The organism is Kocuria sp. GQ42 (genome assembly GCF_059758435.1).
Window position 1 is genome coordinate 245,229 of the sequence record NZ_JCAXEN010000005.1, and the last position, 20,882, is coordinate 266,110.

Here is a 20,882-nt window from a genome sequence, read left to right on the forward strand (position 1 = left end):
CTATTCTTTGCAATTGTCATCCCGACCCCCCGAGGGTGACGCACCCAGTCGGAAGAGTTCTCCCGTGGACCGCTTGCTCACCGTCCTCTCCCTCGACCGGATCAGCTTCCACGAGCTGTCGATGCGCCGGCGCGTGCTCCTCAGCCAGCTGCCGCTGTTCGTCACGACCGTCGTCCTCGTCGCCGGGATCTGGGTGGTCCACGAGCCGCTGCGGGGCGACCTGCGGGTGCAGCTGGCCCTGGCGCTCACGGTGGCGCTGACGGCCCTGTGCGTGCTGGTGCCGTGGGACCGGCTGCCCTACGGGGCCTTCCTGGCCGTCCCGGTCCTGGACTTCGTCCCCATCACCCTGCTGCGGGAGGGCACGCTGAGCACGGTGACCGGGGTGGGCATCATGGCCGCGTTCCCCGTCATCTGGCTCACCGGCTCCGGGCGGCTGCCCCGGGCGTCCGCCCCGCTGGGCTTCGTCCTGACCCTCGCCATGGTGTGGGTCCCGCTCCTCGTCCCGCCCCGGCCGGTGAGCGCGCAGCTGCTGACGGCCCCGCTGCTGATCCCCGTCATGCTGCTGGGCATCGGGCTCACCGTCCAGGTGCTGTCGAACAGCATGGAGCGCCAGAACGCCGAGCTCGAGGCCAAGGACGCCGAGCTGCGCCGGCTGCTGGGCGTGACCGCGCGGCGGGAACGGCTGCTGAACACCGTCCTGGACACGGTGGACGTGGGCGTGCTGGCGATCGACGAGCACGGCCACGACATCCTCATGAACCGCCGCCAGCACCGGATCCACGAGCTCTCGCTGCCCGAGGGGGTGCGGGAAGGCGCCGAGGCGGACCTGCGGGTCTACGCGGACGCGGACGGGACGCCGCTGCCCGTGGACCGGCGTCCCGCCCTCCGCGCGATCCGCGGCGAGTCCTTCTCCGATGCCCTGGTCTGGGCGGGGGAGCCGCCCCTGCAGCGGGTGCTCTCCGTGTCCGCCCGCGTGCTCCGGGACGAGGACGGCGGGGTCGAGGGCTCCGTCCTGTCGTTCAACGACGTGACCGAGCTGGTGGCGGCGCTGCAGGCCAAGGACGACTTCGTGGCCGGCGTCTCCCACGAGCTGCGCACGCCCCTGACGTCCATCCGCGGCTACACCGAGCTCCTGGCCATGGACGAGCGGCTCCCCGGGCACGTCCGCTCCGGGCTGGAGGTCGTCGAGCGCAACGCCGACCAGCTGCTCGTCCTGGTCGAGGACCTCCTCCGCACCGCGGGCCCCGTCATGGCGCTGCAGACGGCGGAGGCCGACCTCGTCCAGGTGGTCCAGCAGTCCGTCGCGGCGGCCGGGCTCCGGGCCGCGGAGGCGGGGGTGGACCTGCGGGTCGACGCCCCGCCCCGCCTCGTGCTGCCCTGCGACCCCGTGCGCCTGGGGCAGGTGCTCGACAACCTGCTCTCGAACGCCATCAAGTACTCCCCGGGCGGCGGGCCGGTGACGGTCCGGGTGGCCCGGGCCGGGGCGACCGTGCAGGTGCAGGTGGCGGACCGCGGCATGGGGATGCGCCCGGAGGACGCCGAGCACGTGTTCGGCCGGTTCTTCCGCAGCAGCAACGCCCGGATGAGCGCCATCCCGGGTCTGGGCCTGGGCCTGGCGGTCGTGCACGAGATCGTCGAGCGCCACGGCGGCACCATCCGCTGCGAGAGCGCACCGGGGGAGGGGACCGTCTTCACCCTGACCCTCCCGGCGGCCGGACCGGTGGGTGCGGAGGACCCCGGCCGGGCGGAACAGGACGGATCAGCGGCTGTACTCCAGCCGGACCGAGCCGTCGTCGGGCAGCACCAGGACCGTGCTGCCGGTGACCGTCCACTGCTCGGGCAGGAGGAAGTACCGGCCGCCCCGCAGCGTCAGGAGCCGTAGCCCGTCGTAGCGGTGGAGCGGGTCGTCCGGTCCGCCCAGCTCCTCCGCCCGGACCCCGGGCAGGCCGATGTGCAGCGGCTTCTCGCTGTAGACGACCGCCCGCGGCATCGTCCCCAGCTCCTCCTCGAGGTCGTAGGCCAGGGCCCGGCCCATGGCCTCGGCCACCGACGACGTGCCCCAGAAGACCAGGAGCGCGACCACGGACACCAGCGCAAAACCCCGCAGGAGCGGCCGCTCCGGCGCGGCGGGCCGGTCGTCACGGGCGGTGACGCGCCGCCGGAGGCCGGCGGCCCAGGCGGCCGCGAGGACGCACAGCGCCATGGCGAAGGGGATCCCCCAGGCCTCCTCCTCCGGGACGGCGCCGCCCAGGAGTCGCACTGCGACCGCCAGCCCGATGAAGAACCACGTCCCCCGGCGCGCCCACCGCACCACCGGGGCGCTCCCGGACCGGAGGGCACGGGCCTCCACGCGCTCGCGGACCCGGCGGTCCAGCCAGATCCCGCCGAGCACGGCCACGGCGATCCAGAGGAGCTGGACGTACAGCGAGCCGATGCTCAGCAGCAGGTAGTCCTGGGTGGTGTAGCCGAAGAGGTTCGCGTCCAGGCCCATCTCCCGGGCCTGGGCGCCGGCGCGGACCCAGCCGAAGTAGAGGAGCAGAGCCGTCAGCAGGCTCACCCCCACGCCCAGCTCCGAGACCGCCCGGAACAGCCGCCCCCAGAGGGGGGACCCGTCCGGCTCCTGCTCCGCCACCGTGGCTCCTACGGTGTGGGTGCAGCGGTGGGCGCGGGTGCCGGGGAGGGCGCCGGCGGGGGGTCGGGACAGGCGGCGGCCGGCACCTGGTACACCAGGTAGCCCTGCCCGCCGCCCGGCCAGTCCGCGTCCGAGACGGTCACCGGGACGGGGCCGGCGACGTCCGACGGCGGGGCGCGGAAGAACAGGCTCCCGTTGCCCTGCTGCACCGGCACGACCGCGGCGCCCACCGACACCGCGCGGATGCCCTCCGGCGGCACCCACTCGAGGTTGCCCTGCAGGAAGACCGGTGCGCCGCCGCAGGTGGACACGGGGATCTCCAGGCCCTCGACACCGGGGGCCAGCGGCGAGAGGAGGCCCTCCAGCACGAGGGGGCAGGCCGTGCCGTCGGGGACCCGGAGCTCGGGGACCGCCTCCGGCGTCAGGCGGTGGAACTCGACCAGCCTCTGCAGGCCCGCCACGGTCTCCTCCTCCCAGCAGCCGGCGGGCGCCGGCACGGCGGCCAGCGCCTCCTCGCCCTGCCGCCACAGCTCGGCGTCGTTGGTCGTGGCGGCCTCGCACAGGAGGGCGCCGGCGCGCGGGACGGGCTGGGCCCGGGACGCGAGCAGCTGCTCGTCGCCGCAGTCCCCGTCCTTCAGGGGGTCGTACCACAGCGGGGTGCCCTCCCCGGTGGGTCCCATGCGGAGCCAGGTCAGGACGCGGGACACCCGGGGCTCACTCGGTGCGGGCGAGGTCGGGGAGGCCGTGTCCGGGGGAGGAGCCGTGTCCCGCGGAGGACCGGGGGAGGTGCCGCAGGCGGACGTCACCAGGGCCGCTCCGGCGAGGAAGAGCATGCCGAGGCGCTGTCGGGAACGGAGTTGCATGGTGCACCGCCCAAGTGGTCCGTGGCGGCCGATCGCGCCCGGTTGCCTCAGCGTACGGCGGGCCCCACCCGCCGAACAGGACTGTGACCAGGGGGGACGCGACTGTGACGGCCGGTCCGCGCCGCCCGTCGCGCGGGACCGCGGGGTGGGGGCCGGCGGCGGGGCGGGACGAGCTCGGGGAGGGACGACGAAGGCTCCGGACCCAGGGGGTCCGGAGCCTGCTCCGGTCGGAGCCTCCTGTCGGAATCGAACCGACGACCTTTTCATTACGAGTGAAACGCTCTACCGACTGAGCTAAGGAGGCGTGCACGCGGCCGTCCGGGACGGCCTCAGTGCAGGTGAAACTGTAGCAGAGAGCGCGGGGGCGTCCCCAATCGGCGGGGCCGGCGCGGTGCGGGCGTTCCCCGGGAGTTCACCGGCTCTTCGGCTCCCCGGCCTTACCGGCCCGCGGGGCGGGGGCGCAGCATGGACGGACACGACGACGGGGCCGGCCGCTGCGGTCCGCCCGGAACAGGAGCAGCCCAGTGCGCACACCGGACGGCGGCATCGCGCCGGATCTCGAACTGGCCTTCCTGGACATGTCCGGGACCGTGTTCCACGACAACGGGATCATGGAGCGGGCCTTCGAGCGCACCGTGACCGGTCTCGGCGTCGACCCCGGCTCGGCGCGGTTCCGGCAGATGCTCCACCACGTCCGGGACACGCTGGGCCAGTCGAAGGCGGGAGTGCTCGAGCAGCTGTTCGCGAGCGACCCCCACCGGGCACGGCAGGCGGTCCGGGACTTCGAGCGCCACCTCGACGAGCTGCTGGCCACCGAGGGGGTTGTCCCCGTGGAGGGCGCGGAGCAGGCCGTCACGGCGTTGCGCGAGGCGGGCCTGCGGGTCTGCCTGGCCACCGGCTACAACCGGCACAGCCTGAACACGCTCCTCGAGCAGCTCGGCTGGACCGGTCTCGCGGATCTCAGCCTGTGTCCCTCGGACGCGGGGCGCGGACGGCCCTGGCCGGACATGGTGCTCACCGCCGTGCTGGCGCTCGACCTCGGCGACGTCCGCCGGGTCATGGTGGTGGGGGACACCGCGGCGGACGTGCAGGCCGGTCTGCGGGCCGGCTCCGCCGCGGTCGTCGGCGTCCGCACGGGCGCGCACGACGCCGCGTCCCTGCGCGCGGCCGGCGCCCATGTGGTGGTCGACTCGGTCCGGGACCTCCCCGGACTCGTCCGCACGCCGGTGCCCGGCGCGAGCTGACGCCCACCGCGCCGGCACCGGTCGCCCGGGTCGCGGCGGATCAGGAGCAGGTCGTCCCCTCCGCGGGGAGCTCGCCCTCCAGCAGGTAGGCGTCCACGGCGTCCTGCACGCAGCGGTTGCCGGCCGTGTAGGCGGTGTGGCCGTAGCTGTCGTAGGTCAGCAGCCGGGCGCCGTCGAGCTGCTCCACGAGGGCCTCGGACCAGTGGTAGGGGGTCGCGGGGTCGTGGGTGGTGCCCACCACGAGGACGGGATCGGCGCCGGCGGCGTCGAGCGGCTCCGGCAGGCCCGCCGGGTCGACCGGCCATCCCTGGCACGCGGCGTCGCCGTAGCCCAGGTACGGGCCGAAGGTCGGGGCGACCCGCTCCAGCTCCTCCTGGTGCCGGGCCATCTGCTCCGCCGTGACCGTCCCGTCGGGCCGGTCGAGGCAGTTGACGGCCGTGAACGCCATGGTGGTGTTGCTCGTGTACCGGCCCTCGGCGTCGCGCCCGTGCGTGGCGTCCGACTGGGCGAGCAGCGCGGAGAAGTCGCCGTCGAAGGCGGCGCCCAGGGACTCGTTGAGCGTCTCGTAGCCGGTGGTCGCGTAGAGGGGCCCCAGGATGCCCTCGACCACGTTGGTGGCGGTGACCCGCCGGCCGTCGGCGGCGGTCACGGTCTCCTCCTCGACGGAGGCGATGAGCTCCTGGATCCGGGTCAGCGCCTCGTCCGTGGAGACGTCGGCCACCACGCAGTCCCGGATCTCGAACTGGCACTGCTGCACCCAGTGGCGCAGGTTGTCCTCGAAGCCCTCGGCCTGGTCGGCGGTGGCCTCCATGTCGCTCAGGGTGGGGTCCACGCCGCCGTCGAGCACGAGCCGGCCGACCCGGTCGGGGAACAGGTCGGCGTACACCGCGCCCAGGTGGGTGCCGTAGGAGAAGCCCAGGTAGGTCGTCCGCTCGTCGCCGAGCACGGCCCGGAGCACGTCCATGTCCCGGGCGGCGCTCACGGTGTCCATCTGCGCCACGAGCTCGCCGGAGTCCTGCACGCACGCGGCGCCGAGCTGCTCGTACTCCTCCTGGATCTGCTCGACCGGCTGCTCCCGGGGGTCGAACATCGGCTCGGCGCGCCACGCGTCCAGCTCCGCGTCGTCGAGGCACTCGATGCCCTCGGAGCGGCTCACGCCGCGCGGGTCGAAGCCCACGACGTCGTAGGCCTCGCGCACGTCGCCGGTGACCGTGTACTGCGCGTAGAGCATCGCGTCCACCCCGGAGGCGCCGGGCCCGCCGGGATTGAGGAGCAGGCTGCCGCGGGCGTCCCCGCCGGCGGGCAGGCGGGACATCACCACGGTGGTGGTCCCACCCCCGGGGTCGGCGTAGTCGAGGGGCACCTCGACGTCGGCGCACCGGAGGTCGTCCTGCGCGCCGTTGGTCTCCACCTCGAACGTGCAGTCCTCCCAGGTGACGGTCTGCGTGTAGTAGCGCTGGAGCTCCTCGGGGGTGCCCTCGACGACGGCGCCGGTGGCGCCCCCGGAGGTCGGCTCGCCCGTGGCGCCGGCCCCGAGGGACGAGCAGCCGCTCAGGAGCAGGCCGGTCGCGGCCAGTGCGGCCGTGACGGGCAGGAGGGCGCGGCGCGAGGGGGCGGCACGGCGGGTCATGGGGCTCCTCGAGGGGGGTGGGGGGATGGGGGTCGGGGGCGGGGTCAGAGCAGGGAGACGGCCATGGCCTCGAAGGCCAGCTGCGCGCTGACGTTGGTGCGGATCCGGTCCCGGGTCCGGCTGATCACGTCGATGCGGTGCAGCGTCCGCTCGGGGGTCGAGTTGGACGCGTGGTCCTGCAGCTGCTGGGCCAGGTGCTCGTTGACCAGGGCGGAGCCCGTGCGCAGCTGGAGGGTCAGGACGTCGCGGTAGAAGGTGGTGAGGTCGATGAGGAAGCGGTCGAGGGTGTCCGTCTGGATCCGGCGGGACCGGCGCTTCTGGTCGGCCTCGAGCCGGTTGAGGGCGCCGCGGATGGCCGGCGGCACCCGTCCGGACTCCGGCGCGCCCAGGGCCACGAGCAGCTGCTTGCGCTCCGCCTCGTTGCGGGACTCGGCGTCCGCCTGGGACTCCTCCACGGCGATCTTGTGCAGCCGGTCCGCGGCGCGCACGGCGTCCGGCACCCCGGAGAGCTTCAGCGGCATGGACACGACCTCCTGCCGCCGGGTGCGGGCGTCGTCGTAGAGGGCGAGCCGCTTCGCGATCCCCACGTGGGACTGCGCCAGCCGGGCGCTCTCCTCCGCGCGCTGCCGGGGCACCCCGTGCCGGCGGATCAGCAGCTCGGCCACGTCCTCCACAGCGGGCACCTTCAGCGTGGCCGGACGGCAGCGGGAGCGGATGGTCACGAGCACGTCCATCGGGCTCGGGGCGCACAGCAGCCAGATGGTGTTGGGCGGGGGCTCCTCGATGGCCTTGAGCATCACGTTCGAGGTGCGCTCCGCCATGCGGTCGGCGTCCTCGACCACCATGACGCGCCAGCGGCCCACCGAGGGCCGGTCCTGGGCGCGGACCACGAGCTCGCGGGCCTCCTCGATGGTGATCTGCGGGTTCTCCGTGACGAAGTGGGTGAGGTCCGCGTGCGAGCTGGCCAGGACCGTGCGGCACGCGTGGCACTGCCCGCACCCGCGCTCGGCGGGGTCCTCCTGCTCGCACAGCAGGGCGGCGGCGAACGCGAGCGCCGCGTTGGATCGCCCCGAGCCGGGTGGACCGGTGAACAGCCAGGCGTGGGTGGGCCGGTCCTCCTGGGCGGCGCGCCGCAGCTGCGCCACCACGGCGTCCTGGCCCAGCAGCTGGTCCCACACGCTCACGCGCCCACCTCCGCGGCCCGGGCGGAGCGGGCGAGCCCGGTGAGGCGCTCGCGCACGGCGGCCGCGAGCTCCCCGGCCGGCCGGGTGGCGTCGAGCACCAGGTAGCGCTCCGGCGCCCGGCCGGCGAGCTCGAGGAACGCCCCCCGGTTCGCGTCGTGGAAGGCGTCGGGCTCGGTCTCCAGGCGGTCGCCCGCGGTGCCGTCACGGGCCTCCCGGCGGGTCCGCCCCGTGCCGGCCGGGACGTCGAGCAGCACGGTGAGGTCCGGGACGAGCCCGGCCGTGGCCCACGCGTTGAGCTCCGCGACGCGGTCCAGGCCGAGGCCGCGCCCGGCGCCCTGGTAGGCGGCGGAGGAGTCGGCGAAGCGGTCGCAGACCACGGTCCGCCCGGCGGCGAGCGCGGGGCGGATGAGCTGGGCGACGTGGGCGGCGCGGGCCGCGGCGAAGAGCAGGGCCTCGGCGCGGGCGTCGACGGGCCCGTGCGCCGGGTCCAGCACGAGCTCGCGCACCCTCTCGCCCAGCGGGGTCCCCCCGGGCTCCCGGGTGCGCAGGGGGTCGTGCCCCTCGGCGCGCAGGGCGTCCACGAGCCGGCCGACCTGGGTGGACTTCCCGGCGCCGTCCCCGCCCTCGAACACCACGAAGAGCCCGCGCCCGGACGGCGCGGGGGAGGGCACCGCGGCGGAGGCGGGCGGCGGGGCGGGGGTTGGTCGGGAGGTCACGGTCCCAGCCTATCCACCCGCGCGGACAGCGCCGCCGGTGCGCGCGCGGCTGGGGACGCCGCGGGCCGATAGCCTGGGGCCATGACTGCGCGCTCCGAGACCCCGCCCGCCCACGGCTCCACCGACCTCCGCCCGGACACCGTGCTGGTCGCGGGCGGGCGGCCCGCACCGGAGCACGACGCGCCGGTCGGCCCGTCCATCGTCCTGACCTCCACCTACCGGGGCTCCGGCGGGCTCGACGCCGAGGACCGCACCTACGGGCGGTTCAGCAACCCCACGTGGGAGGACCTCGAGGACGTGCTGGCGCGGCTCGAGCGGGCGGAGCTCCCCGGACTGGCCTACGCCTCGGGGCTCGCCGCCGTCGCGTCGGTGCTCTCGCTCGTCCCGGCGGGTGGCCGGCTGGTGCTGCCCCGGCACAGCTACCAGGGCTCCCTGGCCCTGGCCGCGGACCTCGAGTCCCGCGGTCTGCTCACCGTGCAGACCGTGGACGTCACGGACACCGAGGACGTGGTGGCGGCGCTCGACGCCGCCGACCTGCTCTGGCTCGAGAGCCCCACCAACCCCATGCTGGAGGTCGCCGACCTCCCCGCGCTGCTCGCGGCGGCCCGCGAGCGCGGCGTGCTCACGTGCGTGGACAACACCTTCGCCACCCCGCTGCTGCAGCGACCGCTCGAGCACGGCGCCGACATCGTGGTGCACTCCGTGACCAAGTACCTGGCGGGGCACTCCGACGTCGTCCTGGGGGCCGCCGTCACCTCCGACCCGGCTCTGCGGACCCGGCTGAAGGGGCACCGCTCCCTGCACGGCGCGGTCCCGGGCCCGTTCGAGGCGTGGCTCGCGCTGCGGGGGATGCGCACCCTGGCGGTGCGGGTCGAGCGCTCCGCGGCCACCGCCGGAGAGCTCGCCCGCCGCCTCCAGCAGCACCCGGCCGTGCGCGAGGTCCGCTACCCGGGCCTGCCCGGGGACCCCGGGCACGAGCGTGCCGCCGCGCAGATGGACGGCTTCGGCTCGATCGTGGCGATCGTGCCCGCGGGGGACGTCGCCGCCGTCGAGGCGGCCGTGGACGCCCTGCGCGTGTGGACCCCCGCGACCTCGCTCGGAGGGGTGGAGTCGCTGATCGAGCGGCGGAGGCGGCACCACGAGGAGCCGCACAGCGTCCCGGAGACGCTGCTGCGCCTGTCGGTGGGCATCGAGAACGTCGAGGACCTCTGGGAGGACCTCGACCGCGTCCTGTGCGGGATCGACCGGTAGGCTGGGCGGCGTGGACATTCCCTGGGTCTTCTTACTCGTGCGCTTCATCGACATCGCGCTGGCGCTGGTCGTCGCCGGCCTGGCCGTGTGGGCCTTCGTGGACTGCCTGACCAAGGCGCCGGTGCAGTTCCAGCGCGCCTTCAAGCGCACGAAGGGCTTCTGGCTCGCGCTCACGGGCGGCTCCCTCGCGTTCACGGTCTTCACGCTGATGCTGCTGCGGCCCAGCCTGTTCGTCCTGCTCATCGCGGGCACGGCCGTGGGGGTCTACCTGGCCGACGTCCGCCCGGCCGTGGGCCTGGAGTCCAAGGGCCCCAACAACTGGTGACCGCCCGGGCGCGCGGCGCCCGGCCCCGCGACACGGGGCGCCCGTGACGCCGGCTTGTCCCGCGCCGCCGCCCGGGTGGAAGAATGGCCCCATGGCTACCGAATCAGCACCGCACAAGCTCGTCCTGCTCCGGCACGGACAGTCCGACTGGAACGAGAAGAACCTGTTCACCGGGTGGGTGGACGTGGACCTGACCGAGAAGGGGCGGGAGGAGGCCGTCCGCGGCGGTGAGCTGCTCGTCGAGAAGGGGATCGCCCCGGACGTCCTGCACACCTCGCTCCTGCGCCGGGCGATCACCACCGCCCACCTCGCGCTGGACCGGGCGGACCGGCACTGGATCCCCGTGAAGCGGTCGTGGCGGCTCAACGAGCGCCACTACGGTGCGCTGCAGGGCAAGGACAAGACCCAGGTCCGCGACGAGTACGGCGACGAGCAGTTCATGACCTGGCGCCGCTCCTACGACGTCCCGCCGCCCGAGCTGGAGGACTCGTCCGAGTTCTCGCAGGCCGGCGACCCCCGCTACGCGGACGTGCCGGACGCGCCCCGCACCGAGTGCCTCAAGGACGTCCTGGACCGCTTCATGCCGTACTGGGAGCAGGAGATCGTCCCCGACCTGCAGGCCGGCCGGACCGTCATCGTCGCGGCCCACGGCAACTCCCTGCGCGCCCTGGTGAAGCACCTCGACGGCATCTCGGACGAGGACATCGCGGCGCTGAACATCCCCACGGGCATCCCGCTCTACTACGAGCTCGACGAGAACCTCCGCCCGCTCGTGGCCGGCGGCGAGTACCTCGACCCCGAGGCCGCCGCGAGCTCGATCCAGGCGGTCGCCAACCAGGGCAAGAAGTAGCCCCGGAAGGCTCCCGCCCACGGACAGGGGCCGGGTCCACCGTGCTGGTGGACCCGGCCCCTGTCCGGTGCCCGGGCTGGGCTCGGCCGGCGCCCGGGCGGGGGGCTCACTCGCCCCCGTCGCGGCCCACGTGGCCGTGGCCGGTGGGGCGGTCGGAGCTGGCCGGGACCCAGTCCCCGGTCACCAGGTAGGAGACCTTGCGGGTCACCGAGACCCCGTGGTCCCCGATGCGCTCGAGGTAGCGGGAGCACAGGGTGACGTCCACGGCGGTGGGCACCGACGAGTCCCAGCTCGGCGCGGCGAGCGCGTCGAAGACGGACTGGTGCAGCTGGTTGACCTCGCCCTTGAGCGAGTAGATGTCGTCGGCGAGGGAGAGGTCGCGGGTCTGGAGCACCTGGATGACCCGGTCCAGGATCTGCAGGTCGAGGTCGAACATCCGGGTGAACGTCTCCACCAGCGGCTCGGGGATGACCGGCTCGGGATAGCGGATGCGCACGGCCTGGGCCAGGTGCCGGGCGAGGTCGCCGGCACGCTCCAGGGAGGCGCTCATCCGCAGCGCGCCCACGATCATCCGCAGGTCCGAGGCCACGGGGCTCTGCAGCGCGAGGATGTCGATCGAGCGCTCGTCGAGGTCGTTCTGCAGGAAGTCGATCCGGGCGTCGTTGGAGATGACCTCCTCGGCGAGCTGGATGTCCGCGTCGAGGAGCGCGTCCTTGGCGCGGGCGAGGGCCTCGCGCACCAGGGTCGCGATCTGGATGAGCTCCTCGCCGACCTGGTGGAGTTCTGCCTGGAAAACCTTGCGCACGGATGCGTCCTTTCGAGATGCGGCGGCGTCCGCGGCAGCCGCGGCCGGGGTGCGGCGCGGAGCGGGACGGATGACGTGGGGGCCGGGTGCGAGCACACCCGCCGCCACCGTCACAGCCAGGAGTGAACTTTCGCTCATCTTAGGATGAACGTTGGTTGAACCTGTAGCCCGTGACGCCCGGCGCGGGGTCCCCGCGCCCCCGAGTGCCTAAGCTGGTTCCGTGAGTCCAACTGCCATCGCCGTCGCCGCGGGTCTGCTCGGCTTCGCCCTCGGGGTGAGCGGTCTGATCGCCCTCCGGGTGAGCGGACGGGGCCGCCGCGCCCGCGCCGACATCCAGGAGCCCACGCTGCCCGACGGCACCGCGGACGTGCTCGCGGTGATCGGCCGCGCCTACGTGGTGGTGGACGGGGTCGACGGCGTGGTGCGCGCCTCCCCGGCCGCCTACGCCTTCGGACTGGTCCGCGGGCACACCGTGGTGCACGAGCAGATGCTCGAGATGATCCGCCGGGCCCGGCGCAGCGGCGTGATCGAGGAGCGGCGGGTCGAGCTGTCCCGCGGACCGTTCCAGACGGGCGCGGTGGTGCTCGACGTCCGGGTGGCCCCCATCGCGGAGGAGTACATCCTGCTGCTCGCCGACGACCAGACGGAGATCGTCCGCGCGCAGTCGATCCGCAACGACTTCGTCGCCAACGTCTCGCACGAGCTGAAGACCCCCGTGGGGGCGATCGGGCTGCTCGCCGAGGCGATCGAGGACGCGGCCGAGGACGAGGAGGCCGTGCGCCGCTTCGCCCAGCGCCTGCACAAGGAGTCCGCCCGGCTGACCGCCCTCGTCCAGGACATCATCGAGCTCTCCCGCCTGCAGGGCGCGGACGTGGTCACCGAGGGCCGGCCCGTGGACCTCAACCAGGTGATCGCCGACGCCGTGGACCGCAACCGGTTCCCGGCCGAGAACAAGGGCATCGAGATCGCGGTGGGCGGGCGCGTCACCCGGCCCGTGTTCGGCGACCCCGACCTGCTCGTCACCGCGCTGCGCAACCTCATCGACAACGCGGTGCACTACTCCCCGGAGGGCACCCGCGTGGGCGTCGGCGTCCGGGAGCGGGACGGGATGGCCCAGATCTCGGTGACCGACCAGGGCCCGGGCATCCCCGAGGACGAGCAGGACCGGATCTTCGAGCGCTTCTACCGCGTGGACGCGGCCCGCTCCCGCCGGACGGGCGGCACCGGGCTCGGACTGAGCATCGTCAAGCACGTCATGTCCCAGCACGGCGGCGAGGCCACCCTGTGGTCGCAGCCGGGCCGCGGCTCCACGTTCACCCTCAGCATCCCCCAGATCGAGGGCGCCGACGACCCCGGGGGGACCGGGCAGCCGGCCCCCGGCGCGACCGCCCGCGCGGTGCCGCAGCAGGCACCACCCCGCCCAGACGCATCGACCCCACGGCCCGCCGCCCCCGCGGCGCGCGCCGGGAGCACGGAGGACCGACAGTGACCCGCATCCTGATCGTCGAGGACGAGGAGTCCCTCAGCGACCCACTCTCCTACCTGCTGGGGAAGGAGGGGTTCGAGGTGGAGGTCGTCGACAACGGCGTGGACGCCGTGGCGGAGTTCGACCGGTCCGGGGCCGACCTGATGCTGCTGGACCTCATGCTCCCCGGGCTGTCCGGCACCGAGGTGTGCCGGCAGGTGCGGCAGCGCTCCTCCGTGCCGATCATCATGCTCACGGCCAAGGACGCCGAGATCGACAAGGTGGTCGGGCTCGAGCTCGGCGCCGACGACTACGTCACCAAGCCGTACTCGTCCCGGGAGCTCGTGGCCCGGATCCGAGCGGTCCTGCGCCGGCAGGGGGAGCCCGAGGAGCTCGTCTCGGCGACCGTGCAGGCCGGCCCCGTGCGGATGGACATCGAGCGGCACGTGGTCAGCGTGCACGGGGAGCGGGTCGCCATGCCGCTCAAGGAGTTCGAGCTGCTGGAGATGCTGCTGCGCAACGCCGGGCGCGTGCTGACCCGCGGGCAGCTCATCGACCGGGTCTGGGGCTCGGACTACGTGGGGGACACCAAGACCCTCGACGTCCACGTCAAGCGCCTGCGCGCCAAGATCGAGCCCGATCCCTCCGCCCCGCGGCACCTCGTGACGGTGCGGGGCCTGGGCTACAAGTTCGAGGGCTGAGCCGGCGCCCCGGCAGACGGAAGGGCCCGGACCCCCGAGGGGGTTCCGGGCCCTTCCGCTCGTGCGCGCCGGTGGGAGTCGTCAGTGGCCGCTCTCCTGGCCCACCATCTCCTCGACGGGCACGGGCGTGTTGGAGGGGTTCGCCGGGGTGCTCGGCGCGCCGCCGGGGATGAACTCGGCGTAGCGGGGGAAGGTGTGGTCCAGGACCGGGACCCGCTCGGTGAGGGACTCGCCGCCGGCGGTGAACTCGGTCTCGACCATGAGACCCGGCTCGGCGCCGGCACGGTCCACGGTCACGACCGGGTCGTCCTGGTCGAGATCCACGGTGCCGCCGGCCGGGATCTGCACCTCGGCGGTGGCGCCGTCGACGTCCATCGACAGCGTGACCTCCTGGTCGCCGTCGTTCACCAGGGTGCCCAGCACGCGACCCTCCTGGTCGGCGCCGGTCGCCACGATCAGCACGTTGGCCAGCTTGACGTCCCCGACCTGCTCCACGATGCCGTCCGCGGCCGAGTACACCATGGTCGTGGCCGGCGGGTTGATGTAGGCGCATCCGGCGGTGGTCAGCAGGGCGGCCGCGGCGGCGGCACTCAGGCCTGCGCGACGCAGCTTCTGGCGGGCGGCGATCTTCACGGCGCGTACTCCTCGGGAGCTCAGGACGATGTCCCGACCAGCTTATCCGTTTGCCGACGGATCGTCCGCATCGACGGGCCCGCGGTCCCCGCCCGCCCCGGATCGGCGAATCCTACACCGTGTTAGAATGGAAGTTCTGAAAGGGGTATTTCCATATGGTTTTTGAGGTTGGCGAGACGGTTGTCTACCCGCACCACGGCGCGGCGACCATCGAGGAGATCAAGACCCGCACCGTCAAGGGCGAAGAGAAGATGTATCTCAAGCTCAAGGTGACCCAGGGGGATCTGGTGATCGAGGTACCCGCGGAGAACGTCGACCTGGTGGGCGTGCGCGACGTCGTCGACGAGGACGGGCTCAAGAAGGTCATCTCGGTCCTGCAGGCGAAGGACACCGAGGAGGCCAGCAACTGGTCCCGGCGCTACAAGGCCAACCTCGAGAAGCTCGCGTCCGGCGATGTGCTCAAGGTCGCCGAGGTCGTGCGCGACCTCTGGCGCCGCGACCGCGACCGCGGGCTCTCGGCGGGGGAGAAGCGGATGCTGACGAAGGCCCGCCAGATCCTCACCTCCGAGCTGGCGCTCGCCAAGAAGATCGACGAGGAAGAGGCCGAGAAGCGCCTCGACGACATCCTGGCGTCCTGACCGACCCGTGAGCGGGAACGCACCACGGTCCACCACGGCGAACCCGCCCTCCCCGGAGGGCGGGTTCGCCGTTCTCGTGACCGCGGCCGCGGTCACGACCGTGCCTGCCCGGGGGCCCGCGGCGACGGTCGTGCTAGGGTTCTCGTCGGTCCGGCCGCCCGCAGCTGCGGCTCGCCGCCGGACCGTGACGTACTTCCTGCCGCTGCGGTGCGATACTTGCGGCGTACCGAGCAGAATCGAGGTCCCGGCCTGAGCGGAACCCTGGCGATCGTGCCGTGCTCCTCGGCCTTCTCCCGCCTGCGCCCGGGAGCACGCCCTTTCACCAGCTCCGCTCTCAAGGGACGGAGCATCTTCGCGCACACCCTCGCCACTCTGGCCGAATGCCCGTCCGTCACGGACGTCGTCGTCCTCACGGACGACCGGAGTCGTGCGGAGATCGACGAGTGCCTCGTCGATCAGCCGGCCGGGACGCGCGTGCACCTGTTGCCGACCGCCCGGCCCGGGGCGGAGATCGTGTCCTTGCTGGCCGAGTGCGGGGAACTGGCCGCCGAGTACGGCCACCGCAACGTGGTGGTCCACCGGATCACCCACGCCCTCGCGAGCGCCCGGCTCATCGGATCGGTGGCGGCGGCGCTGGAGTCGGGCCACGACGTCGTGGTCCCCGCCATTCCCGTGGTGGACAGCATCAAGGTCGTTCGTGACGACGGCTCGGGACTGATCTCCAGTGCCGTGGATCGTGACCGGGTGCGGGTCCTGCAGAGCCCGTGGGGCTTTTCCGCCGAGGCGCTCGGCCACGTCGAGGACCTGCCCCCCATCCGCACCGACGATCCGCGGAACGGGGAGACGTCGGTGCGCAAGGCGTTCGTCACGCTGGCCCACGGCGTCGCCGATCGCATGGGCCGAGAGGTGACGGTCCTCCCCGGGGAGATGCAGGCGATCCCCATGACCTGTCTGGTGGACATGATCCGCGCGGAGATCTTCCACGAAGGCAGCACGGCCTTCCGGAAGCTCTGAGGACTACAGCTCCAGCAGCCCCTCGCCGAGCTCGGAGTCCACCACCAGGACGTCGACCAGACCGCCGCGCAGGGCGCCGTGCACCGCCCGGATCTTCTGAGCTCCCTCGGCCACGGCCACCACGGTGGGGATGGACTTGAGGGTCTCCAGGTCGACGCCGATGACCCGGCCATCCGCCGGGGAACTGACCAGGTGACCCTCGACGTCGAAGAACCGGGTGCAGGCGTCCCCCACGACGGGTGAGTTCTCGAAGATCTCCGCCTCCGCGGCGGTGAACTCCATCGCCTCGACGATTGCCGCGGTGGAGCCGTGGTGGACGCTGCCGATGCCGATGATGGCGATGTCGGCCTTCCGGGCGTCGTCCAGGACCTGGCTGATCGCCGGCTCGCCGAGCAGCGCGTCCCGAGCCTGAACCGACCGCACCACCGCAGGCGCCAGCAGGGGGCGGTAGTGCGCGCCCAGCTTCGCAGACAGCCCGCGGACGACGGCGTTCGGGTTCTGGCTCACTTCCACGGCGGAGAATCCGCCCACCAGGGGGAGGATCTCCAGGTCGGGATGCGGCGAGCCGCCCTGGAAGTTCGTCACGAGGGACTGCACGGACCGCCCCCAGGACAGTGCGATCCGGCGCGAGTCGCCGAGATTCTCCTCCAACCAGGCGGCGCCCACCGAGCCGACGGCGTCCAGCGACGACCGGTGCGCACCGTCCACCGCCACGAGGCAGGCCTTCAGCCCGAACTTGTCCTGGAGAGCCTTCTCCAGCTCGTGGCCCCGCACGGCCGGCTCGTGGATCCGGATCTCCACGATCCCCGCATCCCGGGCAGCGGTGAGAATCCGCGAGACGTTGGATCTGCTGACCCCCAGCTCCCGGGCGATGTCGCTCTGCGGCCGGTTCTCCAAGTAGTACATGCGTGCGGCTCGGGCCAGCATGGCCGATTCACGGGGTGCCGGCATGCGCTGCTCCATCGGGTCGCCCGCGGCGCCGCACCGGCACATCGGGGAAGGGGGTGGTCGTACGCGGCGGTACGGCGGGAAGCCAGGTACGGGAGCCGGTGTCCGGGGGGAGGAATCGACCGTTCGATGCAGCCAACACCTCCCGAGCCTCCATGCCTGAAGTGTATAACGGGGCCGTCCGGTGGTGGGGCCCGCATAGTGAGGGCGGCGTCAGCAGATGGGCTCCCCTGCCGGTCCGGCCGGGGCGAGCGCTCCGACGCCACTGACCGGCTCGCCCATCCAGGTGTGGCAGGTCCAGGGCCCCGCTGAGTCGGATGTCTCCTCGAGGATCACCACGCCGGTGTTGTTCAACTGGCGCTGTCCCAGGCTTCCGGCGTCGAGGTTGTCCGTGCGCCGGCTGGTCCAGCACCTGATCGCCGTACCGTGGCTGACAAGGGCGACTGTTTCCAGTCCGGCATCACGGGCAGCTTGCACGGCTTCGTCGACGACGGCGTCGTAGCGGGCGAAGAACTCCTCGCCCGTCTCTCCGCCGGGCATGCGCCGCTCCAGGTCTCCGTACGCCCAGGACTGCACGACGTCGTAGTAGGCGTCGATGTGCTCCGGATCTGCCGACAGCTCCCACTCCGGGGCCTGGATCTCGTGGAGTCCGTGCCGCTCCACCGGGACCAGTTCGCGCGCCTGGGCCAGTGGGGCGGCTGTGAGGTGTGTGCGGATCATGCTCGAGACCCAGAGCGCACCGATTTCTGCACTCTCCAAGGCACGGGGGAGGGCCGCTGCCTGTCGGAAGCCCAGGGGTGTCAGGACGGGGCCGGGAATGCGCGTGTCGATGATGTCGTCCACGTTGGGCTGGGTCTGGCCGTGACGGATGAGGAGGATTCGCATGACCCTACCCTACCTGGAGATGACCGATCATGCACAAAGTGTGATCAATCAATCATCACCGAGCAGATAGGATGTCGGCATGGGAACGACAGAACGACGAGCAGGCATCCTGCGGTTGCTCGAGAACGCCGACAGTGTGAGCGTGGCCGAGCTGGTGGACGAACTGGACGCTTCGGAGGCCACTGTGCGCCGGGACCTGGTGCAACTGGACCGCGAAGGGGTGCTGCGGCGAACGCACGGCGGAGCGCGCCGCCTGTCCCTGCGAGGTGTCACTACTCCGTTCATGGCACGCACCTCCATCAGCCCCGACGCCAAGCGACGCATCGCCCTCGCCGCCGCCGCGATCCTGGCCCCTCATGAAAGCCTCATCCTCGATGGAGGGACCACCTGTCTGGAGCTCGCTCACCAGCTTCGAGATCCAAGCCTGCGCGTGGTGCCGCTGTCCCTGCGGGCCGCGACCGTCCTCGGTGATGCCGGCATTCATCTCACGATGTGCGGCGGAGACGTTCGCCCCGACGAACTGTCCTTCACGGGGGCGAAGGCGGTGAGCGGCATCTCCGCGATGCGCTTCGACACCGCCCTCATCTCTTGCTGTGGGTTTTCCCTCGCCGGGGGAGTGACCTCCTACGACGCCGAGGACGCGGCCATCAAGGCCGCCGCCGTCCGGTACTCCAGTCGGGTGGTCCTGCTGTGCGACGAGACCAAGTGGGGCAAGACTGCCTTCGGTTGGTTCGCGGACGCGTCCGAGCTCACCACCATCATCACCGACCACCGGCTAACCGCCGAGGAGCAGGCCTCCGCAGCCGAGGCGGGCGTCGAGGTCATCACGGTCTAGGTGTGCCCGGCGCCGATCCGGTCCGGTGGTCGTCGCCGGTGCGTCACCCTGGGGAGCGCGGAGCAGTTCGCGGGCGGCTGGTTCCGGCTGATCCCGGTCCTGGGCCGGCCCGTTGCCGAGTGACCTTTTGGGCTTCCGATGCCACATCAACCCCTCTGTCGACTCCCAGAAGGGGTGTGGACATCATCCCGCCGAGACGGGCGGCAGCGGCAGGAAGCGCATGCGCTGAGAGGACAGGGATGTCCTCGCCGCCATCATCGATCCCGTAGTGCACCCGTACACCGTGCCCGGGGTCCACTCCTGCTCGATCCTGTGTAACTCGCACGGTCAGACCTGTTGCGTGACCTAGGTCATATGCTACCTTCTCTGCTACACGAATGTGCACATCAAAGTTCTTATGTGCACATTCGTGCACCAACAGCTTCAACGACCCAGGAGTTCATCATGAAGCGCATTCTCGTTGTCTGCGGCACCGGAGTGGCGACCTCCACGGTCGTCGTGGGGAAGATCCGCGAGCACCTGAAGTCTCGGGGCATCGAGGCCGACATCCAGCAAGGCAAGGTCATGGATCTCGTCCGTGGCGATGTCGACGCCGACCTCATCGTTGCCACCACCGAGGTGCCGGCCGGTCTGTCCGTCCCGTCCGTGCGTGGCCTTGCGCTGCTCACCGGCGTCGGCGAGGACTCCGTCTACCAGCAGATCGACGAGCACCTCGCCTGATCCGCCGGGCTCGGCCTGACCCCGCCGACTCCCCGCCACCTTCGAATCCACAGAAAGGCCGCCATGGAGGCTGTCCTCTCGACCGTGTCCGGCTACATCACCTCGCTCGGGGCCTCGGTCGTCCTCCCCGTCTTCATCACGATCTTTGGCCTGATCCTGGGTCTGAAGTTCAGCAGGGCCTTCCGCGCCGGCATCACCATCGGTGTCGGTTTCGTCGGCATCAACCTGGTCATCGGCCTGCTCGGTTCCCAGGTGGCTCCTGCCGCCGAGGGAATGGCAGAGAACTTCGGTGTGGACCTCAGCGTCATCGATGTGGGCTGGCCCTCGTCGGCGGCCATCGCGTTCGGCTCCACGGTCGGCGCTCTCATCATCCCGGTGGGCCTGCTGGTCAACGTGGTTCTGCTGGTCACCGGCCTCACCCGCACCTTCAACATCGACCTGTGGAACTACTGGCACTCGGCGCTGATCGGTGCGCTGGTGGGCGCGCTGACCGGGAACTTCTGGCTCGGACTGCTGTCCGCGTGCGTGCACCTGATGCTGGTGCTGGCCCTGGCCGACTACACCGCCCCGATCGTGCAGAAGTACTTTAACCTGCCGGACATCTCGTTCCCGCACGGCACCGCCGTCCCCTACGGTCTGCTCGCGGTGCCGCTGAACTGGGTGTTCGACCGCATCCCGGGGCTGCGGAAGTGGGACGCCACTTCCGAGGGCATCCAGAAGCGCTTCGGCGTCTTCGGCGAGACCATGATCATGGGGCTGGTGCTGGGGCTGATCATCGGCTTGCTCGGCTACGGCCTGGACGATTTCGCGGCCGATTCGGCGGCGATTCTCATCATGGCGATCTCCCTGGCCGCGACCATGGTGCTGCTCCCGCGCATGGTCGCGCTGCTGATGGAGGGCCTGATCCCGGTCTCGGAGGCGGCGCGCACCTTCATCCAGAAGCGCTTCCCGGGCCGCTCCTTCTACATCGGTCTCGACGCCGCGATCGCCGTGGGTCAGCCGTCCGTGATCGCCACCTCGTTGCTGATGGTCCCGATCACGCTGCTCATGGCGGTGGTGCTGGCCCCGCTGGGGAACCGGGTGCTGCCCCTGGTGGACCTGGCGACCCTGCCCTTCATCGTGGCGATCATGGTCGCCGTCTTCCGCGGCAACATCGTCCGCTCCGTGATCGGTGCGTCCATCCTGGTGGGCGCCGGCCTGTTCATCGCCACGGCGGTCGCCCCGACGTTCACCCAGGTCGCGGCGAGCTCCGGCTTCGACGTCGAACCGGGCTCGACCATCTCCTCGCTCGTGGACGGCGCCAACCCGCTCACCGGGCTGTTCATGGGCGCCGCAGGCCTGGGCACCTGGGCGATCCTCGCAGTGTTCGCCCTGTGCCTTCTGGCCACCGTCCTCATCGCCCGTGGCACCCGGCGCCGCGAACGCGCACGCCTCGCAGCGCAGCAGGACGTCTCGGCCTGAGAAGGCCGACCCATGGGGCCAGGACGGGACACGGTCGGTCCGGCCCAGGAGCAACGCGGGCCCCGCTGCTACGACCATCGAC

Annotated in this window: 20 protein-coding genes and 1 tRNA gene; 12 read left to right on the forward strand and 9 right to left on the reverse strand. The window is 72.2% G+C overall.

Annotated elements, in window-relative coordinates; all coding sequences use genetic code 11:
- The first annotated feature begins 64 nt into the window (after window positions 1-64).
- Entirely contained in the window at window positions 65-1,882 is a 1,818-nt protein-coding gene (locus AC6CH6_RS12460) for a sensor histidine kinase (protein WP_498255355.1), read from the forward strand.
- A 758-nt stretch (window positions 1,883-2,640) separates the two neighbouring features.
- Here the strand turns inward: AC6CH6_RS12460 and AC6CH6_RS12465 are convergent.
- Both AC6CH6_RS12465 and AC6CH6_RS12470 read right to left on the reverse strand, forming a co-directional pair.
- Window positions 2,641-3,339, reverse strand: coding sequence for a hypothetical protein (locus AC6CH6_RS12465; RefSeq protein ID WP_498255356.1), 699 nt, complete (start codon window positions 3,337-3,339; stop codon window positions 2,641-2,643).
- A 387-nt stretch (window positions 3,340-3,726) separates the two neighbouring features.
- Window positions 3,727-3,799: transfer RNA gene (locus AC6CH6_RS12470), tRNA-Thr, on the reverse strand.
- Between the two features lie 220 nt (window positions 3,800-4,019).
- On the opposite strand from AC6CH6_RS12470, the gene AC6CH6_RS12475 reads away from it, so the two are divergent.
- Window positions 4,020-4,739 carry an HAD-IA family hydrolase gene (locus tag AC6CH6_RS12475; protein ID WP_498255357.1) on the forward strand — a complete coding sequence of 240 codons (720 nt, stop codon included), beginning with the start codon at window positions 4,020-4,022 and terminating at the stop codon, window positions 4,737-4,739.
- Window positions 4,740-4,779: 40 nt separating this feature from the next.
- On the opposite strand, the gene AC6CH6_RS12480 is transcribed toward AC6CH6_RS12475, so the two are convergent.
- Genes AC6CH6_RS12480 through tmk form a run of 3 tightly spaced genes read right to left on the reverse strand, consistent with a single transcriptional unit; the run spans window position 4,780 to window position 8,269 of the window.
- A complete protein-coding gene (locus tag AC6CH6_RS12480) occupies window positions 4,780-6,369 on the reverse strand; it encodes an alpha/beta hydrolase (protein WP_498255358.1) in 1,590 nt (529 codons plus the stop codon).
- 44 nt (window positions 6,370-6,413) lie between these two features.
- Window positions 6,414-7,553, reverse strand: a complete 1,140-nt coding sequence (locus AC6CH6_RS12485) for a DNA polymerase III subunit delta' (RefSeq protein ID WP_109269392.1) — start codon at window positions 7,551-7,553, stop codon at window positions 6,414-6,416.
- Complete coding sequence (gene tmk / locus AC6CH6_RS12490) at window positions 7,550-8,269, reverse strand: dTMP kinase (RefSeq protein WP_498255359.1); 720 nt, start codon at window positions 8,267-8,269, stop codon at window positions 7,550-7,552. The genes AC6CH6_RS12485 and tmk overlap by 4 nt, the downstream gene beginning before the upstream one ends.
- An 81-nt stretch (window positions 8,270-8,350) precedes the next feature.
- On the opposite strand from tmk, the gene AC6CH6_RS12495 reads away from it, so the two are divergent.
- From AC6CH6_RS12495 to AC6CH6_RS12505, 3 genes are all read left to right on the forward strand, one after another.
- Window positions 8,351-9,520 (forward strand): trans-sulfuration enzyme family protein, encoded by a 1,170-nt coding sequence (locus tag AC6CH6_RS12495; protein ID WP_498255360.1) that lies wholly within the window; start codon window positions 8,351-8,353, stop codon window positions 9,518-9,520.
- Window positions 9,521-9,530: 10 nt separating this feature from the next.
- Window positions 9,531-9,845, forward strand: a complete 315-nt coding sequence (locus AC6CH6_RS12500; RefSeq protein ID WP_229587767.1) for a DUF2516 family protein — start codon at window positions 9,531-9,533, stop codon at window positions 9,843-9,845.
- 91 nt (window positions 9,846-9,936) lie between these two features.
- A complete protein-coding gene (locus AC6CH6_RS12505) occupies window positions 9,937-10,695 on the forward strand; it encodes a phosphoglyceromutase (protein ID WP_017831968.1) in 759 nt (252 codons plus the stop codon).
- Between the two features lie 106 nt (window positions 10,696-10,801).
- Here the strand turns inward: AC6CH6_RS12505 and phoU are convergent, their stop codons facing one another.
- Window positions 10,802-11,500 carry a phosphate signaling complex protein PhoU gene (gene phoU, locus AC6CH6_RS12510; protein ID WP_017831967.1) on the reverse strand — a complete coding sequence of 233 codons (699 nt, stop codon included), beginning with the start codon at window positions 11,498-11,500 and terminating at the stop codon, window positions 10,802-10,804.
- A 220-nt stretch (window positions 11,501-11,720) separates the two neighbouring features.
- Between phoU and AC6CH6_RS12515 the strand changes: the two genes are divergently transcribed.
- Together AC6CH6_RS12515 and AC6CH6_RS12520 are read left to right on the forward strand one after the other, a co-directional pair.
- A complete protein-coding gene (locus tag AC6CH6_RS12515) occupies window positions 11,721-12,989 on the forward strand; it encodes a sensor histidine kinase (protein ID WP_498255361.1) in 1,269 nt (422 codons plus the stop codon).
- Window positions 12,986-13,666: a winged helix-turn-helix domain-containing protein gene (locus AC6CH6_RS12520; RefSeq protein ID WP_035926161.1), complete on the forward strand. Its 681-nt coding sequence runs from the start codon at window positions 12,986-12,988 to the stop codon at window positions 13,664-13,666. The genes AC6CH6_RS12515 and AC6CH6_RS12520 overlap by 4 nt, the downstream gene beginning before the upstream one ends.
- Before the next feature lie 81 nt (window positions 13,667-13,747).
- On the opposite strand, the gene AC6CH6_RS12525 is transcribed toward AC6CH6_RS12520, so the two are convergent.
- A complete protein-coding gene (locus AC6CH6_RS12525; protein ID WP_284562676.1) occupies window positions 13,748-14,299 on the reverse strand; it encodes a hypothetical protein in 552 nt (183 codons plus the stop codon).
- Between the two features lie 155 nt (window positions 14,300-14,454).
- Here AC6CH6_RS12525 and AC6CH6_RS12530 point away from each other — a divergent pair, with 155 nt between their 5' ends.
- Complete coding sequence (locus AC6CH6_RS12530; protein ID WP_017831963.1) at window positions 14,455-14,937, forward strand: CarD family transcriptional regulator; 483 nt, start codon at window positions 14,455-14,457, stop codon at window positions 14,935-14,937.
- A gap of 270 nt (window positions 14,938-15,207) precedes the next feature.
- Complete coding sequence (locus tag AC6CH6_RS12535) at window positions 15,208-15,951, forward strand: IspD/TarI family cytidylyltransferase (RefSeq protein WP_498255362.1); 744 nt, start codon at window positions 15,208-15,210, stop codon at window positions 15,949-15,951.
- A gap of 3 nt (window positions 15,952-15,954) precedes the next feature.
- Here AC6CH6_RS12535 and AC6CH6_RS12540 read toward each other — a convergent pair whose 3' ends face one another.
- Window positions 15,955-16,902 carry a sugar-binding transcriptional regulator gene (locus AC6CH6_RS12540; protein WP_498255363.1) on the reverse strand — a complete coding sequence of 316 codons (948 nt, stop codon included), beginning with the start codon at window positions 16,900-16,902 and terminating at the stop codon, window positions 15,955-15,957.
- A 210-nt stretch (window positions 16,903-17,112) separates the two neighbouring features.
- On the reverse strand, window positions 17,113-17,784 hold the full coding sequence (locus AC6CH6_RS12545) for a histidine phosphatase family protein (protein WP_498255364.1): 672 nt from the start codon (window positions 17,782-17,784) through the stop codon (window positions 17,113-17,115).
- Between the two features lie 79 nt (window positions 17,785-17,863).
- Here AC6CH6_RS12545 and AC6CH6_RS12550 point away from each other — a divergent pair, with 79 nt between their 5' ends.
- The 3 genes from AC6CH6_RS12550 to AC6CH6_RS12560 all read left to right on the forward strand — a co-directional run bounded on the left by AC6CH6_RS12550 (window position 17,864) and on the right by AC6CH6_RS12560 (window position 20,800).
- The gene (locus tag AC6CH6_RS12550; RefSeq protein WP_498255365.1) at window positions 17,864-18,619 is read left to right on the forward strand and encodes a DeoR/GlpR family DNA-binding transcription regulator; all 756 of its coding nucleotides are present in this window, start codon (window positions 17,864-17,866) and stop codon (window positions 18,617-18,619) included.
- A gap of 444 nt (window positions 18,620-19,063) precedes the next feature.
- Entirely contained in the window at window positions 19,064-19,339 is a 276-nt protein-coding gene (locus AC6CH6_RS12555; RefSeq protein ID WP_498255366.1) for a PTS sugar transporter subunit IIB, read from the forward strand.
- A 63-nt stretch (window positions 19,340-19,402) separates the two neighbouring features.
- Window positions 19,403-20,800 (forward strand): PTS galactitol transporter subunit IIC, encoded by a 1,398-nt coding sequence (locus AC6CH6_RS12560; RefSeq protein ID WP_498255367.1) that lies wholly within the window; start codon window positions 19,403-19,405, stop codon window positions 20,798-20,800.
- The last annotated feature ends 82 nt before the right edge of the window (window positions 20,801-20,882 follow it).

Bases quoted from the DNA above. Each gene is read 5' to 3' on its own strand.
- AC6CH6_RS12480 (WP_498255358.1), bottom strand. From the start codon at position 6,369: ATGACCCGCCGTGCCGCCCCCTCGCGCCGCGCCCTCCTGCCCGTCACG.
- AC6CH6_RS12495 (WP_498255360.1), top strand. From the start codon at position 8,351: ATGACTGCGCGCTCCGAGACCCCGCCCGCCCACGGCTCCACCGACCTC.
- AC6CH6_RS12505 (WP_017831968.1), top strand. From the start codon at position 9,937: ATGGCTACCGAATCAGCACCGCACAAGCTCGTCCTGCTCCGGCACGGA.
- AC6CH6_RS12530 (WP_017831963.1), top strand. From the start codon at position 14,455: ATGGTTTTTGAGGTTGGCGAGACGGTTGTCTACCCGCACCACGGCGCG.
- AC6CH6_RS12540 (WP_498255363.1), bottom strand. From the start codon at position 16,902: ATGCCGGCACCCCGTGAATCGGCCATGCTGGCCCGAGCCGCACGCATG.
- AC6CH6_RS12545 (WP_498255364.1), bottom strand. From the start codon at position 17,784: ATGCGAATCCTCCTCATCCGTCACGGCCAGACCCAGCCCAACGTGGAC.
- AC6CH6_RS12550 (WP_498255365.1), top strand. From the start codon at position 17,864: ATGGGAACGACAGAACGACGAGCAGGCATCCTGCGGTTGCTCGAGAAC.
- AC6CH6_RS12555 (WP_498255366.1), top strand. From the start codon at position 19,064: ATGAAGCGCATTCTCGTTGTCTGCGGCACCGGAGTGGCGACCTCCACG.
- AC6CH6_RS12560 (WP_498255367.1), top strand. From the start codon at position 19,403: ATGGAGGCTGTCCTCTCGACCGTGTCCGGCTACATCACCTCGCTCGGG.